The sequence below is a fragment of the Streptomyces sp. NPDC012637 genome (assembly GCF_042954805.1).
Lineage (GTDB): Bacteria > Actinomycetota > Actinomycetes > Streptomycetales > Streptomycetaceae > Streptomyces.
In genome coordinates this window covers 241810-258499 of sequence record NZ_JBIBDS010000003.1, presented here as the reverse complement: position 1 = coordinate 258499, position 16690 = coordinate 241810, and the positions used below count along the sequence as shown (strand labels likewise).

The following is a 16690-nucleotide window of genomic DNA, read 5'->3' as shown; positions in this document are numbered from 1 at the left end:
GGGGGTGTCAGGAGTGTTCGACGACGGTGTCGGCGAGTACGGGAGCGTCGTCCCGTTCGACGGCGGTGACCGCCACCTGCGTACGGCCCTCGGCGGACCACATCCGGATCCGCAGGGTCTCGCCCGGGAAGACGATCCCTGCGAAGCGGGTGCGGTACGAGCGGACGCGCGTGACGTCGCCGTCGAGGAGGGTGTCGACGACGGCCTTGAGCGTCATGCCGTACGTGCAGAGGCCGTGCAGGATCGGCCGGTCGAAGCCCGCGAGCTTGGCGAACTCGGGGTCGGCGTGGAGCGGGTTCCAGTCGCCGGAGAGCCGGTAGAGCAGGGCCTGGTCCTCCCGGACGGGCCGCTCGGCGATGGCGTCGGGCTTCCGGTCCGGGAGTTCGAGGCGCTCGGAGGGCCCGCGGTCGCCGCCCCAGCCACCCTCGCCGCGTACGAAGATCTGCGCGTCGCTGGTCCACAGCGGCCCGTCGTCGTCGGCGGCCTCGGAGCGGAGCACGAGGACGGCCGCCTTGCCCTTGTCGTACACGGCCGCGACGCGGGAGGTGGAGACCGCCCTGCCGGCCACGGGCAGCGGGCGGTGCAGGGTGATCGACTGTCCGCCGTGGAGGACGGCGGCGAGGTCGATGTCGATGCCGGGGGCGGAGAGCCCGCCGACGACACCCATGCCGGCGCCCGCGACGGTGGCGAAGCTGGGCAGGACGTGGAGCCGGGATTCGAGGGTGTAGCGCAGCTCGTCGGGGTCGGTCGCGGGGACGCCCGCCCCGAGGCCGAGGTGGTAGAGCTGGACGTCCTTGTGGTCCCAGGCGATCTCCGCGCTGCGGGGCTCGGCGGCGACGGCCTTGGCGGCGTCAATGGGCATCGCTCTGTTGCTCCTTGTGACAGGTGAAGACCTCGGCGCGGCCGTCCGCACCGTCGACCGCGCCGAGGCCGTGCGGGGGCGTTCTAGAACGCGTTCTAGAACGGTGATCCCCATGTATAGCCGAGCCCCTGGAAGTTGTGAACCCTCCTGACGGCATGTCAGATACGAGCCGAACCCGCGCCGGACCCGGGACATTTGTCACCGCCAGGTCCGTACGTCCGGGCCTGCCGGGGCCCGGGCCCCGCTCCGTAACTTCGTGGTCATGACGAACGAGACAGCGGGGCCGGCGCGGACGGCGAGGCCGGCGGAGACGGCGGAGACGGCGGAGACGGCGGGGGCGGCGGGGGCAGCGGGGGCAGCGGGGGCAGCGGGGCCGCCCGAGACGGCGGGGCCGGCGCGGACGGCGAGGCCAGCGGAGACGGTGGGGCCGGCGGAGACAGCGGAGACAGCGGGGCCGCCCGAGACAGCGGGGCCGGCAGGGACAGCGGGGCCGGCGGTCGCCTTCTCCGCGGTGACCAGGACCTTCGGCGCCGTACGGGCCGTGGACGGGATGGACCTCGCCATCCGCCGCGGCGAGACCGTGGCCCTGCTCGGCCGCAACGGCGCCGGCAAGTCGACCACCATCAACCTCCTCCTCGGCCTCGACGAGCCCGACGGCGGCCGGGTCCGGCTCTTCGGCGCCGAGCCGGCCCGCGCGGTGGCGGCCGGCCGGGTCGGCGCGATGCTCCAGGACACCCGCCCGGTGCCCCGGGTCACCGTCCGCGAGCTGGTCGGCTTCGTCGCGCGGACCTACCCGGACCCGCTGCCCGTCGACGAGGCCCTCACGCTCGCCGGCCTGACCGAGCTCGCGGGCCGCCGCGTCGACCGGCTCTCCGGCGGCCAGGCGCAGCGCGTGCGGTTCGCGGTCGCGCTGGCCGGCAACCCCGAACTGCTGGTCCTGGACGAGCCGACGGCCGCGCTCGACGTCGAGGCCCGCGAGGCCTTCTGGGACTCGATGCGCCGCTACGCCCGGCGCGGCAACACCGTCCTCTTCTCCACCCACTACCTGGAGGAGGCCGACGACCACGCCGACCGGATCGTGCTCGTCGACTCCGGCCGCGTCCTCGCCGACGGCACCGCCGAGCAGCTCAAGCGCGCGGCCGGCGGCTCGACGGTCTCCTTCGACCTGGCCGGCCGGCCCACCGACGGTCTTGCCGTGCTGCCCGGCGTGACCTCGGTGGAGATCCGCGGCGACCGGGCCCGGCTGCGCAGCGACGACTCCGACGCGACGGTGCTGGCGCTGGCGGCCGGGGGCCTCGTCCGGCGCCTGGAGGTGGCCCCGGTCTCGCTCAACGACGCCTTCCTGGCCCTCACCCGGGGCGCCGCCCACGCCACCCACGCCGCCTCTGCCACTTCTGCAATGCCTGCAACTTCTGCCATGTCTGCCACGCCTTCCACGCCTTCCACGCCTTCCACGGCCGCCACGCCTGCCACGCCTGGCACCCGAAGCGCCCACGGCACCGACGACACCCTGGAGCGGGTCCGATGATCACCGCCTACGTACGCCTCGAGGTCCGCCGCACCCTGCGGGACGCCGGTTTCGCGATCTCCTCCGTCGGCGTGCCGGTCATGATGTACCTGCTCTTCACCAACCTCGGCGGCCAGAACAGCGCCGGGTTCAAGACGTCCGCGATGGTCGGCATGGCGGCGTACGGCGCGCTGGGCGCCGCGCTGTCGCTCGGCACCGGGGTCGCCGAGGACAAGTCCTCCGGCTGGCTGCGGCAGTTGCGGATCACTCCGATGACGCCGCGCCAGGTGGTCACCGGCCGTGCCCTGACCGGTACGGTCGTCGTCCTGCCCGCCATCGCCGCGGTGCTGCTCGCGGGCGGTCTCGCCAACGGCGTACGGCTCGACGCCTGGCAGTGGGCGGTCCTGGCCCTCGCGCTGTGGGCCGGTTCGCTGCCCTTCACCCTGCTCGGCCTCGGCAACGGCTACCGCCTCTCCGCGCAGACGACGGGAGTCGTCAACGTGGCCTGCAACCTGGGCCTCGCGGTGGTCGGCGGCCTGTGGTTCCCCGTCGACCTGTTCCCGGAGTGGCTGGCGACGCTCTCCTCGTACACCCCGACCAGCCGCTTCTCGGAGCTCGGCCGCGCGGTCGCGGAGGGCACGGCGCCGGGGGCGGCGGCGCTGACGGTCCTGGCGGCGTGGACGGCCCTGTTCGGCGCGTACGCGGCGGTCTCGTACCGTCGTTCGGCACGCGCGGCGTGAACGCGACGGCACCACAGGGGTGACGGAGCACGGCGCGGAGGAGCGGGGATGCGGGCGGGGACGAGGGACCGGTGGCGCGGATGAGGGACTGGTGGCGGTGCAGGCGCGCGGCGCTGCGGGCGCGCGCGGAGAAGCGGCACCAGGAGGGACCGAGCGGGCTGAGCCTGCTGCCGTGGCTGCTGATGGGCCTGGGCGCACTGTCCCACCTGATCAGCGGTGAGGCGCCGAACCCCTGGATCGGCGGCCTTGGCCTCTTCGCCTTCAACACCCTCTACATCGCGATCGTCGTCCGCGCCTTCGACAGGCACCGCCGCGAGACCGCGTTCACCTGGTGGCTCCTCGCCGCACTGGCGGTGCTCACCTTCGCGCTCGCCATCGGGTACGGCAGGGAGTGGCTGCTCCTCTTCCCGCTGCTCGGCCTCGCGGTCGGCGCGATCGTACGCGGCGCGGTGCTGCTGCGGCTGATCGTCTTCCCTCTGGTCCTGGCGGTCTCGGCGGTGACGTTCTGGCGGGACGGCTGGGACTCCTTCGGGGTCGTGTACGGCACGTTCATCTCGGTCATGGTGACGGCGGCGATCCTCACCCTGAACAGCACGGTCCTCCAACTGCGGGCCACCCAGGAGGAACTCGCCCGCACGGCGGTGGAGAAGGAGCGGCTGCGCTTCTCCCGCGACCTGCACGACCTGCTCGGCCACACGCTGTCCGTCGTCGTGGTGAAGGCGGAGGCGGCCCGCCGCCTGGCGCCGCGCGACCTGGACCTGGCGTTCGCGCAGCTCGCGGACATCGAGACGGTCGGCCGGCAGGCGCTGACGGAGATCCGCGAGGCGGTGACGGGCTACCGGGAGGCCTCGCTCACGACCGAGCTGGACCGCGCCCGCGACGCCCTGTCCTCCGCCGGCATCGCGCCGGTGGTCCGCCAGTCGGGCCCGCCCCTCGAACCGCAGACGGAGGCCCTGTTGAGCTGGGTGGTCCGCGAGTCGGTGACGAACGCGGTGCGGCACAGCGGCGCGACCCGCTGCGAGATCGAGGTCGGTGGCGGTCCCGAGCGGGTGCGGGTGACGGTGACGGACGACGGTCGCGGCGTCCCCGCCGGCGCCGCGCCCGGCAGCGGTCTGCGGGGCCTGCGGGAACGGGTCGCCGCGGCGGGCGGCACCCTGGACTCGGGGCCGGGCCCGCGCGGCGGGTACCGGGTGACGGCGGAGCTGCCGGTGGAGCCCGGGGTGGAGCCGGCGACGGAGCCGTAGCCCCGGTCCGTCAGGTGTGCTGCTCGCTGACCTGCCCGCCGATGTTCGCGTCGGAGCTGTTCCCGCTGATCGACGCCTGGGGCTTGTTGTCGCGGCCCACCTCGTCGAGGCCGAGCAGGTCGACGAGACCGGCGTCCTGGGCCTGGGCGTGCGGGTTGTCGGCGGCGAGGGCCTGCGGGGCGCCGCAGAGACCGAGGGCGGCTCCGGCGAGGAGGACGGCGGCACATGCGCGCTGGGTGGTGTTCATGCCCTGCCAACGAGCGGGGTGCGACGAGGGGTGCGGCACCGGGGGTGCGGTCGCTATCCGGACACGTTGACGGGGTGGCCCCCACCACACGGCGCGGCCGCCTCGGAAGATCCTTCGCGGCACGCCGCCCCCACCTGCGGAACATTTCCCTCCGCGCGCTCGGCGGAGACCCGCACAGCAAGATCAACTCCGTTCAACTTTGCACTTTACGCACGAAGTTGTCCACTTCGCGACCAACCCGTTCCCGGCGATTTCCGGCAACCCGGCCGTCGACGGTACCGATGGGATCTACCGGGGGCATATGACCAACCCCCGGCTGCACAGACCATCAGGGGGTTTCCATGTCCAGCATCACTCGCCGCAAGGCCCTGGGCGTCGCCGCCGGCGCCGCCGGGGCCGCAGCGGGCCTCGCCCTGGCCGGCCAGGCCAGCGCCGCCGGCTCGCCCGTCGCGGCCGCGACGGGCGGCGCCTCGGCTCCGGGGTCGTTCGACGAGGTCTACCTGGGCCGCCGCATCAAGGGTGGCCCCGCGCAGGGCGGCGGACACCACGGGGGGTCCCACGGAGGTGGCCACGGGGGCGGCCACGGCGGGGGCTACAGCGTCACGATCGACGGGGCGGAACTGCACGTCATGCAGAACGCCGACGGCACCTGGATCAGCGTGATCACGCACTACGAGCCCGTCGCCACGCCCAAGGCGGCCGCCCGCGCGGCCGTCCGCGAGCTCCAGGGCGCACCGCTCGTCCCGCTCACCGTCGCCTGATCCGCAGATCCCGCCCGGTCCGCCCAGTGCCGGTCCGGCTGATCCACCGATCCGCCCGGTCCGCCGGTCCGCCCGGTCCGCCGGTCCGCCCGGTCCGCCGATCCGCAGATCCGCCCGAACCACCAGCTCCAGGAGCCGTACACCGTCATGACCATACGCAAGAACCAGGCCACGCTGACCGCCGACGAGAAGCGGCGCTTCGTCGCCGCGCTGCTCGAACTCAAGCGCTCCGGCCGCTACGACGCCTTCGTCACCACGCACAACGCCTTCATCATGGGCGATACGGACACCGGCGACCGCGTCGGGCACCGGTCGCCGTCGTTCCTGCCGTGGCACCGGCGCTTCCTCCTGGAGTTCGAGCAGGCGCTGCAGTCGGTCGACCCGACCGTCGCCCTGCCCTACTGGGACTGGACGGCCGACCGCACCTCCCGCTCCTCGCTCTGGGCGCCCGACTTCCTCGGCGGCACCGGCCGCGCGCGTGACGGCCAGGTGCTCGACGGCGCGTTCGCCCGGTCCGGCAACCGCTGGACGATCAACGTCCGGGTGGACGGCCGCGACTACCTGCGGCGCGACCTGGGCGCGGGCGGGCGCCAGCTGCCGACGCGCGCCGAGGTGGACTCGGTCCTCGCCATGGAGACGTACGACACGGCTCCGTGGAACAGCTCGTCGGAGGGCTTCCGGAACCACCTGGAGGGCTGGCGCGGCGTGAACCTCCACAACCGCGTCCACGTCTGGGTCGGCGGCCAGATGGCCACCGGGGTGTCCCCGAACGACCCGGTGTTCTGGATGCACCACGCCTTCGTCGACAAGCTGTGGGCCGACTGGCAGGCCCGCCACCCCAAGTCGGCCTACCTCCCGGCCGCGGGCACCCCGAACGTCGTCGACCTCAACGACACGATGCGCCCGTGGAACGACGTGACCCCGGCGGACATGCTGGACCACACGGCCCACTACACCTTCGACACGGCCGCGTGACACCGCCGGGAGGCCCGCGCGACCCGTCCCGCACGGCGGCCCGGTCCCGTCCCGACGGCACGTCCGTCCCGTACGGCGGCCCGGTCCCGTACGACGCGCCCCAACAGGCCTCCCGGCCTACGCTGTTCCCTGTGAACGAGATGCCGCAGGACCACCGCCCGGCCAAGTCGACCAGGGTCCTCCTCGCCGAGGACCAGGGGATGATGCGGGGCGCGCTCGCGCTGCTGCTCGGGATGGAGCCGGACATCGAGGTCGTCGCGCAGGTGGGGCGGGGCGACGAGATCGTGGCCACCGCGCTGACGGCCCGGCCGGACGTGGCGCTCCTGGACATCGAACTGCCGGGCCGCTCGGGCCTGGAGGCGGCGGCGGACCTGCGGGACGAGGTGCCGGACTGCCGGGTCCTGATCCTGACGACCTTCGGCCGGCCCGGCTACCTGCGCCGCGCGATGGAGGCGGGCGCGGCGGGTTTCCTGGTGAAGGACGGCCCCGTCGAGGAGCTGGCCGAGGCCATCCGCAAGGTCCTGCGCGGCGAGACGGTCATCGACCCGGCCCTCGCGGCGGCGGCCCTCAGCGCGGGCCCGAACCCGCTGACGGCCCGCGAACGCGAGGCCCTCGGCGCCTCCGTGGACGGCGCGACCATCGCCGACATCGCGGCGAAGCTGCACCTCTCCGAGTCCACGGTCCGCAACTACCTCTCCTCGGCCATCGGGAAGACGGGCACCCGCAACCGCATGGAAGCGGTGCGGGAGGCCCGTCAGCAGGGCTGGCTGTAGCCGGGGAGCCGGCCGGTCCGGGGCCGGGGCCGCCGGCTCAGCCCGTGTAGTAGCCGGCCACGTCGGCCAGCAGGTCGAGCGAGCCCGACTTGTTGTAGAACGTGACCTTGCCGTCCTTCACCGGCACCACGACCAGGTTCGGGACCGTCTGACCGGCCACCACGTTCAGGTTCGACGCGCTCGTGCGCGTCGTGCCCGCCGGGTAGACCGACACGAAGGTGCCCGCCGTCGCGTTCGTCGCCGTCACGTTCATCACCACGGCCGTCACACCGGACGCCGGGACGCCACCCTGGCCGGCGACCGTCAGCGTCACCGTGCCACCCGGGCCGACCTTGGCCTTCGGCACGCCCACACCACTACGGGTGTCCATCACGCGCGACGGAGTGACGGGCTCGTAGAGGGAGCCGGTGGGCTCCGTCGTGTAGTAGCCGGCGACGTCCGCGAGGAGGTCGACGGTGCCCGCGCGGTTGTAGAAGGTGACCTTGCCGTCCTGTACGGGGACGATGACGAGGTTCGGGACGGTCTGGCCGGCCACCACGTTCAGGTTCGACGCGCTCGTGCGCGTCGTGCCCGCCGGGTAGACCGACACGAAGGTGCCCGCCGTCGCGTTCGTCGCCGTCACGTTCATCACCACGGCCGTGACGTTCGAGGCGGGGACCTCGCCCTGGCCGGCGACCGTCAGGGTCACCGTGCCGCCGGCACCGACCTTGGCCTTCGCCACGCCGACGCCGCTGCGGGTGTCCATCACGCGCGAAGGCGTCACCGGACGGAAGCGGGATCCCTCCCCGTCCGTCGTGTAGTAGCCGGCCACGTCGGCGAGCAGGTCGAGCGAGCCCGACTTGTTGTAGAACGTGACCTTGCCGTCCTTCACCGGCACCACGACCAGGTTCGGGACCGTCTGACCGGCCACCACGTTCAGGTTCGACGCACTCGTACGCGTCGTGCCCGCCGGATAGACCGACACGAAGGTGCCCGCCGTCGCGTTCGTCGCCGTCACGTTCATCACCACGGCCGTCACACCGGACGCCGGAACGCCACCCTGGCCGGCGACCGTCAGCGTCACCGTGCCACCCGGGCCCAGCTTCGCCTTCGGCACGCCCACACCACTACGGGTGTCCATCACGCGCGAAGGCGTCACCGGACGGTAGGTGCCGGAGGCCGCGCCGCCGAGCACATGGACCGGGCCGGTGCGCTGCAGCACCGGGCCCGCGCCGTCCGCCGGGACGGCGGTCAGGGTCCAGGTGTACGCGCCGTTGGCGACGGACTTGCCGGCCTCGTCCTTGCCGTCCCAGGCGGCGTCCACCCGGCCCCGGGCGTCGGTGCCGCGCACGGTGCGGACGACGTCGCCGGTCGCCGCGTGGCGGAGCGTGAACTCCCAGGACGCGGCGGGCTTGGAGAGCCACCAGCGGCCGCCGACGCTCGCGCCGGAGGTCGTCAGGTCGAGAGCCGTGCCCGGCACCGCCTGGTCGATCACGGTGAGCGGGGAGGTCTGGACGCCGGTGGGCACGACCCGCACGCGCCGGTCGTCGCCGACGTACGCCAGGTGACCGCCGAAGCGGTCCACGGTCCAGTTGACCCGGGCCCGGGTGGACGTGCCGAGGTCCGCGCCGCTCACCGCGTTGCGCTTGGGCAGGTCCGCATGGGTGCCGGAGGCCGGCAGTCCGCCCTGGAGGTCGTAGACGTCGATGCCCTGGCCCTCGTTGGCGACGGCGAGGTAGCCGTCACCGAGGAGGGTCGAACCGGCCGGGGCGGTCGTGAACTTCTTCGCCTGGCGGTCGTAGACGCCCGCGCCCCGGAAGCTCCCGCTGTAGCCCTCGTCGCAGTGCCAGTAGACGAAACGTCCCACCGCCTGGAGCTCGGACGGGCGGCAGGCGCCCGGGATGGCGAAGGACTCGGTGACGGTCGTGCCACCGGCCGCCAGGGACGTGGCGCTGACGGTCGAGCCGCTCTTGCCCGCGCCCCACAGCGTGTCGCCCCAGAGCGCCGCCGGCATCGGGTCGCGCTTCAGCACCACCTTGGGCGCCGTGCCCTTGCCGGCGCCGGTGCCGAAGTCCACTACGGCCTGCGGGCCGCCCTGGACGGCTTCCTGGACCAGGCCGTAGCGGCCGGAGAGGTCCGCCATCCGCGGTGTGGACACCACGCCGTCGATCCGCGGTCCCCACTCCTGGGAACCGTTCTCCAGGAGCACCGTCCCACCGGGCCAGCGGGAGTTCTTGCGTCCGTGGAGGCCGTCGCCGGAGGCGAACATGGTGAGGCAGTAACCCTGCTCGGCGTCGCACTCCTCGTCGTCGCCGCTGATCAGGCCGTCCGTCGTGGTGCGGCCCGGCTCGGGGCGGCCCGAGGTGTTCAGCCAGGTGCTGCGGTACGCGCCGACGTAGGTGTGCGGCGCGTAGGCGTGCGAGTCGTCGGCGGTGGTCAGGATGCCGCTGCCGAGCGCGATGCCGAACGGCCTGGCCTCCATGTCCTCGATGTCCGCGACCTTGGTGCGGGTGACGCTGCCGTCGGCGGCGAGGGCGAAGCGGTAGTAGGCCCAGTCGGGAGCGCCGTACGAGGGCACGGTCTCCGCACCGGCGACGATCACCGATCCGTCGGGCAGCGTGACGAGCTGGCCCCTGGCCAGTTCGAGCACGGCCTCGTTGCCGACGCCCGGGCGGTAGGTGAACAGCGGTGCGCCCCGGTACTCGTTGTTGCCCGGCTGGATCCCGCCGAGGCTGAGCAGCACGGTGGCGTCGGGCTTCGTGCCGAGGGCGACGTAGTCGTCCCCGTAGGGCATGTCCCGCAGGTCGAGGTCCCGCCCGGCCGCCGCGGGGTCGTTCCGGTCGAGGACCGTGGCCTCGTAGTAGCCCTTGCGCAGGATGTGGTCGGGGCCGAGCTTGAAGGTGTCCCAGGTCTGGCGCTGCGGCAGCGGCTCGAGGACGCCCTCGGCGAGGTTCACCAGCCACGAGGCGGTCTCGGCCGTCGAGTCGACCCAGCGGCTCGCGCTGATGACGATCGACTTCTTGTCGCTGTCGTTGACGTAGACCCGCCAGCCCTCGGGAAGCCCGGTGAGCGGGCGGTCCTGGGTGGTGCCGTCGGCGCCGGCGGTGAGCAGGTGCAGCGACGTGGTCGCCGCCACCGTCCCGGTGCGGGTGACGACGGTGGTGCCGTAGGTGCCGACGTACGACTGGCCCTCGGGGATGTCGATCACGGTGACCTCGGCGGTGCCGTCGGCCGGGCCGCTCTTCACGGGCAGCAGGCTGACGTGCGGCTTCGGGCTCTCCGCGTAGAGCGCGAAGTAGTCCATGCCGTAGCCGTGTCCGCCGACCGCCGGCTCGGAGGTGAACCGGCCGTTGTCGACGTCGTACACCGGCTTCTGCGGGAGCCGCTGGTCGAGGACGGTGGTGGCGCCGGTGGCGTAGTCGATCCAGCGCAGGCGGTCGTCGCCCTCCTGCGCGGTCAGGAAGCCGGTCTGGCCGGCGTTGAGGACGAGCGTGGCGCGCGGGACGAAGCGCGCGCCCGCGGGGACGACGACCGGCGCCGTCGCCGGGTCGGTCGCCGGGTCCGCGGCGAACGCCGCACCGGCGGCACCGAGGCCCGTCGGTACGGCGAGCGAGAGAACGAGGGCGGCGTGGACGAAGCCGCGCGCCCGCCCGCGCCTGCGGGTTGAGCTGCTCAAGTGGGTTCCTCCCCCATGGGATGCGGTACGGGGAGGCCGTCGGCGGTGGTCGTGCCACCGTCCCGGTCCGGCGCGAGGGCCCCCAGCCCTCCGCGTCCGCTCACCCGTACGAACGGCGTGACTCTAACAGCCGTGTGCGACTACTTCTGATCTTTTCCCGTCGCCTTCGGCGCCGGCTTCGGCAGCCACACCGCCATCACCACCGCCGTGGCCGTCAGCACGCCCGCCGCCACCCGGAACGCCGCCGCGTAGCCCGAGGTCAGGGCCTCCGGGTCGGTCCCGCCGGCCGTGACCGAGGCCGCCACGGTGGAGAGGACGGCGAGGCCGAGGGCGCCGCCCATGGTGCGGGAGGTGTTGATGAGGCCGGAGGCGAGACCGGCCTCGGCCGCGGGCACCCGGCTGGTGGCCAGGACGGCGAGCGGCGTGGAGCCGAGGCCGATGCCGAACATCATCAGGACGCCGGGCAGCAGGATCGCGGTGAGGTACGAGCCGTCGGCCGTCATCGTCGACTGCCAGGCGAAGCCGCCCGCGGCGACCAGCGCGCCGAGGACCGCGACCCGGCGGGCGCCGAGCCGGGGCAGCAGGCGCGGGGCGAGCTTGGATCCGGCGATGACGCTGGCGGAGCTGGGGACGAGGGCGAGCCCGGCCTCCAGCGGCTCGTAGCCGAGGACGTTCTGCGCGTAGAGCGTCATGAAGAACCACATGCCGAACGAGGTCGAACCGCACAGCAGCATCGTCACGTTGGCGGCCGACACCGCCCGCGTACGGAAGATCCGCAGCGGCATCAGCGGCTCCGCCGCCACCCGGGCCTCGACGGCGACGAAGGCCGCGAGCAGGAGCAGTCCGGCGGCCAGCGGCACCAGGGTCGCGGCGGACGTCCAGCCGGACTCCTCCGTCTGCACGATGCCGTACGCGAGGGTCGCCAGGCCGGCGGTGACGAGGACCGCGCCCGGCAGGTCGAGCCGCCGGCCGCCGCCGACGCGGCTCTCGCTCAGCCACCAGAAGGCGCCGGCGAGGACGAGCGCGCCGACGGGCACGTTGATGAGCAGCACCCAGCGCCAGGAGAGCAGGTCGACCAGGACGCCGCCGACGAAGCCACCGGCGGCGCCGCCCGCCGCGCCGACCGCCGTCCAGGTGCCGACGGCCCGGCCGCGGGCGGGCCCGGCGGGCACGGCCGCCGTGATGAGGGTGAGCGTCGACGGGGACAGGACGGCCGCGCCGAGGCCCTGCACGGCGCGGGCGGCGAGCAGCTGCCAGCCCTCCTGGGCGAGGCCGCCCGCGACCGAGGCCAGGGTGAAGAGGGTGAGGCCGACGACGAACATCCGCTTGCGGCCGAAGAGGTCCGCCGCCCGGCCGCCGAGGAGCATGAAGCCGGCGAACGCGATCGAGTACACGTTGACGACCCACTGCAGCCCCGATGCCGTCAGCCCGAGCGCCTCCCGCATCGACGGCAGCGCCACGTTGACCACCGACACGTCGAGCACGACGAGGAACTGGGCCGCGCTGGCGACGAGCACGACCAGCCAGGGGCGGCGGGCGGAGGACGAGGGTATGGACGGGTCGGCCGTCTTCGCGGCCGGCGGGGCAGAGGCCGAATCGGAGGCCGAACCGGAGACGGAATCGGAGTCGGAGACGGAATCGGAGACGGAATCGGAGTCGGCGGCGGGGTCGGTTCGCGGCATGCGTGTCATGGTCGCAGACGTGCCAAGACCCGTACATCGGGATAACGTCCTACGACCCCGAGGACGACCGCCCGACCCGGCCCCTCGGCACAGCGCCCTACGACCTCCGCAGCATCGTCACCACCGCCGCGCCGCCCAGGCCGATGTTGTGGGCGAGGCCGACGCGTGCGCCCGGCACCTGGCGCGGGCCCGCCTCGCCGCGCAGCTGCCAGACCAGTTCGGCGGCCTGCGCGAGGCCGGTGGCGCCCAGCGGGTGGCCCTTGGAGATGAGCCCGCCGGAGGGATTGACGACCCAGCGGCCGCCGTACGTCGTGGCGCCGGACTCGACGAGCTTGCCGGACGCGCCGTCCTCGCACATGCCCAGCGCCTCGTACGTGAGGAGCTCGTTGACGGAGAAGCAGTCGTGCAGCTCGACGACGTCGACGTCCTCGATGCCGAGCCCCGAGGCCTCGTACACCTGCCGGGCGGCGGACCGCGACATGGGCCGGCCGACGACGTCGATGCAGGAGCCGGAGGCGAAGGACTCCTCGGTGTCGGTGGTCATGGCCTGGGCCGCGATCTCCACGGCCCGGTCGCGCAGGCCGTGCTCGTCGACGAAGCGCTCGGAGACGACGACCGCCGCGGCCGCCCCGTCGGAGGTGGGCGAGCACTGGAGCTTGGTCAGCGGCCGGTGGATGGTCCGGGCGGCGAGGATCTCCTCGACCGAGTAGACGTCCTGGAACTGGGCGTTGGGGTTCCGGGAGGAGTGCTGGTGGTTCTTGGCGGCGACGGCGGCGAGCTGCACCTCGGTGGTCCCGTAGCGGTCCATGTGCTCGCGGGCCGCGTTGCCGAAGATCTGCGCGGTGGGCGGTGCCATCTCGAAGCCGTGTCCGGCCGCCATGATCCCGTAGTGCCGGGCGACCGGTGAGCTCGCGAAGTCCCCGCCGTCCGATCCGCCGCCGAGGGCGCCGCGTGCCATCTTCTCGAAGCCGAGCGCGAGCACGCAGTCGGCGGCGCCGCCCGCCACGAACTGCCGGGCCATCATCAGCGCCGTGGACGCGGTGGCGCAGTTGTTGTTGACGTTGTAGACGGGCACGCCGGTGAGCCCGAGTTCGTACGCGGCGCGCTGTCCGGCCGTCGAGGCCTGGAAGCAGTAGCCGACGGGCACCTGCTGGACGAGGCCGTACGGGATGCCGGCGTCGTCCAGGGCGGCGGTGCCGGCCTCCTTCGCCATGTCCCAGTACTGCCAGTCGCGGGTCTCCGGCTTCTCGAACTTCGTCATGCCGACGCCCACGATGTACGTCTTCCCCATGTCCGGGGCCCCCTCGGTCTCTCGGTTCGGTGTCTCGGGTCAGTCTCTGGGCAGGCCGAGCAGCCGCTCGGCGACGACGTTGAGCTGTACTTGCGTGGTGCCGCCCGCGATGGTCAGGCAGCGCGACATCAGCAGTCCGTGGACGGCCCGTTCACCGGGACCTTCGGCCACGGCGCCCGCCGGGCCCAGGAGTTCGAGGCCGAGCTCGGCGACCTTCTGCTGGTGGAGGGTCTGGACGAGCTTGCGGACGCTGGCGCCGGGGCCCGGTTCGAGGCCGGACACCTGGAGGAGCGTGGTGCGCAGGCCGATGCAGGCGAGGGCGTGCGCCTCGGCGACGAGGCCGCCGATCCGGGCCCGGAGCGCGTGGTCGGCGGTGTCGCGCGCCGAGGCGGCGATGAGCGCTTCGAGGCCGGTGTCGAAGGCGACCTGGTCGGCCATGTGGACGCGCTCGTTGCCGAGGGTGTTGCGGGCCACCCGCCAGCCGTCGTCGACCTCGCCCACGACGGCGTCGGCGGGCAGCACGGCGTCGTCGAACCAGACCTCGTTGAACAGCGACTCGCCGGTGATCTCCTTCAGCGGCCGGATGTCGATGCCGGGCGTGTTCTTCATGTCGACGAGGAAGTAGGTGAGGCCGCGGTGCTTGGGCGCGTCGGGATCGGTGCGGGCGAGGAGGATGCCGTAGTCGGCCCACTGGGCCGAACTCGTCCACACCTTCTGCCCGTTGACGCGCCAGCCGCCACCTTCGACGGGTTCGGCGCGGGTGCGGAGGGAGGCGAGGTCGGAGCCGGCCTCGGGTTCGGAGAAGAGCTGGCACCACTGCTGTTCGCCGCGCAGGGTGGGCCCGAGGTGGCGGGCGCGCTGGGCGGGCGTGCCGTAGGCGATAAGCGAGGGCACGACCCAGGTGGCGATGGACAGCGGGCTGAGCCGGATGCCGAGGGCCTCCGCCTCGCGCTGGACGGCGAGCTGTCGCACCGGCCCGGCGCCGAGCCCGTACGGCTCCGGCAGGTGTGGTGCGGCGTAGCCGGTCCCGGCGAGGGCCTTGCGCGCGGCGTGCGGGTCGAGCCCGACGGCGGGCGCGAGGGCTTCGCGGGCCTCGGCCCGGAACTGCTTCGCTTCCTCGGGGAGTTCGATACGGAGTTCGCGCCGGGTCCCGGCAGCGGTGAGACGGGCGGCGGCGAGGCGGTGGCCGTCGCCGGTGCCGAGGATCTGGCGGGCGACGAGGGCGCGGCGCAGGAGGAGGTGGGCGTCGTGCTCCCAGGTGAAGCCGATGCCGCCGAGGATCTGCACGCAGTCCTTGGCGGTGGTGTAGGCGGCGTCGAGGGCGGTGGCGGCGGCGAGGGACGCGGTCAGGGACCGCGCGTCCCCTCGGGTCTCGCGGGCGGCGCGGGCGGCGTCCCAGGTCAGGGCGCGGGCCTGTTCGAGCCGGACGAGCATGTCGGCGCAGAGGTGTTTGACGCCTTGGAACTGTCCGATGGGACGGCCGAACTGGACGCGGGTGCGGGCGTGTTCGGCGGCGGTGTCGAGGGCGCGGGAGGCGGTGCCGCAGGCGTCGGCGGCGAGGAGGACGGCGGCGAGGTCGTGGACGAGGCCGGAGTCGGCGGCGAGGACGCGTCCGCCGGGCACGAGGACGCCGTCGGCGCGGACCTCGGCGGTCGGCCGGGTGGGGTCGGCGGAGGCGTGGAGGCGTACGGCGAGGGCGTCGGCGTCCACGGCGAGCCACACGGTCCCGTGGACGGCGCGCGCGGGCAGGACGATCAGGTCGGCGCAGGCGGCGCCGAGCACGGGCGGGGCGACGCCGTCGAGGACGAGCCCGTCGCCGGTGCGGGAGGGCGCGGCGGTCAGGGTGCCCGCACCGAGGGCCACGGCCGCGACGCGCCCGCCGCCCGCGACGGCGGCGGCCTCCTCGCCGTGTCCGGCACGGTGCAGCAGCTCGGCGGCGAGGACGCTCGGCAGGTGGGGCCCGGGCAGCACGGCCCGCCCGGCCTCCTCCAGGACCACGGCGAGGTCGACCAGATCGCCGCCCCCGCCCCCGCACTCCTCGGGCAGATGCACCCCGAGCAGTCCCTGCCCGGCGGCGCCGTCCCAGTACGCGGGGCGGGCGGCCGCGAGGTCCGGGAGGTCGAGGTGCTTGCGGACCTCCTCCGGCGGTACGGCGCGGGTGAGCCAGCCGCGGACGGACCGGGCGAGCTCCCGCTGTTCGTGCGTGATGGCGATGCCCATGGCACGGCAGACTAGAACACGTTCCAATCTGACGGAAGGTCAGATGCGGGCCTGATCTGAAGGCGGATGCTGCGGGGCGGCGGGGAGGTGCGGGCGGCGGGGATGAGAGAGGCGGGCGGCGGGACGGGACTGCGGCATGGGGTGCGGGGCGCGGGCTGGCGGTCTACGGCCTGCGGGCCGGCGGGTTGCGGGATCGGCTCTGCCCGGCCCGTGGGCGGGCGTTGTCAGTGCCGCCTGTCACGATGCGGAGCAGAAGACAGGACAGGACAGAGAGGGCGCACGCGCCATGGGTACCTGGGACATCGGCCCCTTCGACAACGACACCGCCGCGGACTTCTCGTACGCGGTCGACGAGGCACCGGCGGAGCAGCGGGCCGGGGTGCTCCTCACCGCGTTCCACGAGGTGACCGGCGTCGGTGAGGAGTACCTGGACGCCGACCAGGCGGCGGAGGCCATCGCCGCCGCCGCCCTGGTGGCCGCACAGTGCCCGGGCGGCGCCCCGGTCACGACCTCGTTCGCCCCGAAGCAGCCGATACCGCAGCTCCCGGCCGCGCTCCGCCCCGCGGCCGTGGAGGCCTTGGACCGGATCCTCACCGAGCCGTCCGAACTGCTCGAACTGTGGGCGGAGTCGGACGGCGACGAGTGGAAGGCGGGCGTACTGCGACTGCGCACGGTGCTCGCGGGAGCGTCGCCCACCGCGGACTAGCTCGTGCCAGGGCAGGAGGGTTCAGCG

13 protein-coding genes are annotated in these 16690 nt (G+C 73.8%); 7 read left to right on the top strand and 6 right to left on the bottom strand.

Translation table 11 applies throughout. The features are described from left to right. Positions 1–7: 7 nt before the first annotated feature. The gene (locus ACFY8W_RS14175) at positions 8–862 is read right to left on the bottom strand and encodes a MaoC/PaaZ C-terminal domain-containing protein (RefSeq protein WP_391104472.1); all 855 of its coding nucleotides are present in this window, start codon (positions 860–862) and stop codon (positions 8–10) included. Positions 863–1412: 550 nt separating this feature from the next. Between ACFY8W_RS14175 and ACFY8W_RS14170 the strand changes: the two genes are divergently transcribed. The 3 genes from ACFY8W_RS14170 to ACFY8W_RS14160 all read left to right on the top strand — a co-directional run bounded on the left by ACFY8W_RS14170 (position 1413) and on the right by ACFY8W_RS14160 (position 4353). Beyond that, a complete protein-coding gene (locus tag ACFY8W_RS14170) occupies positions 1413–2390 on the top strand; it encodes an ATP-binding cassette domain-containing protein (protein WP_391105528.1) in 978 nt (325 codons plus the stop codon). Then, positions 2387–3109 carry an ABC transporter permease gene (locus tag ACFY8W_RS14165; protein ID WP_391104469.1) on the top strand — a complete coding sequence of 241 codons (723 nt, stop codon included), beginning with the start codon at positions 2387–2389 and terminating at the stop codon, positions 3107–3109. The genes ACFY8W_RS14170 and ACFY8W_RS14165 overlap by 4 nt, the downstream gene beginning before the upstream one ends. 80 nt (positions 3110–3189) lie before the next feature. Continuing rightward, a complete protein-coding gene (locus ACFY8W_RS14160; RefSeq protein WP_391105526.1) occupies positions 3190–4353 on the top strand; it encodes a histidine kinase in 1164 nt (387 codons plus the stop codon). Positions 4354–4363: 10 nt separating this feature from the next. On the opposite strand, the gene ACFY8W_RS14155 is transcribed toward ACFY8W_RS14160, so the two are convergent. Next, the gene (locus ACFY8W_RS14155; RefSeq protein ID WP_391104466.1) at positions 4364–4600 is read right to left on the bottom strand and encodes a hypothetical protein; all 237 of its coding nucleotides are present in this window, start codon (positions 4598–4600) and stop codon (positions 4364–4366) included. 341 nt (positions 4601–4941) lie between these two features. Here ACFY8W_RS14155 and ACFY8W_RS14150 point away from each other — a divergent pair, with 341 nt between their 5' ends. The 3 genes from ACFY8W_RS14150 (at position 4942) to ACFY8W_RS14140 (ending at position 7109) form a co-directional block, all read left to right on the top strand. After that, positions 4942–5361: a tyrosinase family oxidase copper chaperone gene (locus tag ACFY8W_RS14150; RefSeq protein WP_391104464.1), complete on the top strand. Its 420-nt coding sequence runs from the start codon at positions 4942–4944 to the stop codon at positions 5359–5361. Between the two features lie 147 nt (positions 5362–5508). After that, the gene (locus ACFY8W_RS14145; RefSeq protein WP_391104462.1) at positions 5509–6336 is read left to right on the top strand and encodes a tyrosinase family protein; all 828 of its coding nucleotides are present in this window, start codon (positions 5509–5511) and stop codon (positions 6334–6336) included. A gap of 140 nt (positions 6337–6476) precedes the next feature. Further along, entirely contained in the window at positions 6477–7109 is a 633-nt protein-coding gene (locus ACFY8W_RS14140) for a response regulator (RefSeq protein WP_391105524.1), read from the top strand. A 37-nt stretch (positions 7110–7146) separates the two neighbouring features. Here the strand turns inward: ACFY8W_RS14140 and ACFY8W_RS14135 are convergent, their stop codons facing one another. From ACFY8W_RS14135 to ACFY8W_RS14120, 4 genes are all read right to left on the bottom strand, one after another. Further along, a complete protein-coding gene (locus ACFY8W_RS14135; protein WP_391104460.1) occupies positions 7147–10764 on the bottom strand; it encodes a FlgD immunoglobulin-like domain containing protein in 3618 nt (1205 codons plus the stop codon). A 140-nt stretch (positions 10765–10904) separates the two neighbouring features. After that, positions 10905–12446 (bottom strand): DHA2 family efflux MFS transporter permease subunit, encoded by a 1542-nt coding sequence (locus tag ACFY8W_RS14130; protein WP_391104458.1) that lies wholly within the window; start codon positions 12444–12446, stop codon positions 10905–10907. Positions 12447–12543: 97 nt separating this feature from the next. Further along, on the bottom strand, positions 12544–13737 hold the full coding sequence (locus ACFY8W_RS14125) for a beta-ketoacyl synthase N-terminal-like domain-containing protein (RefSeq protein WP_391104455.1): 1194 nt from the start codon (positions 13735–13737) through the stop codon (positions 12544–12546). Positions 13738–13776: 39 nt separating this feature from the next. Next, positions 13777–15957, bottom strand: a complete 2181-nt coding sequence (locus ACFY8W_RS14120; RefSeq protein ID WP_391104453.1) for an acyl-CoA dehydrogenase family protein — start codon at positions 15955–15957, stop codon at positions 13777–13779. A gap of 286 nt (positions 15958–16243) precedes the next feature. Between ACFY8W_RS14120 and ACFY8W_RS14115 the strand changes: the two genes are divergently transcribed. Then, positions 16244–16663: a DUF4259 domain-containing protein gene (locus tag ACFY8W_RS14115; protein WP_391104451.1), complete on the top strand. Its 420-nt coding sequence runs from the start codon at positions 16244–16246 to the stop codon at positions 16661–16663. Positions 16664–16690 lie beyond the last annotated feature (27 nt).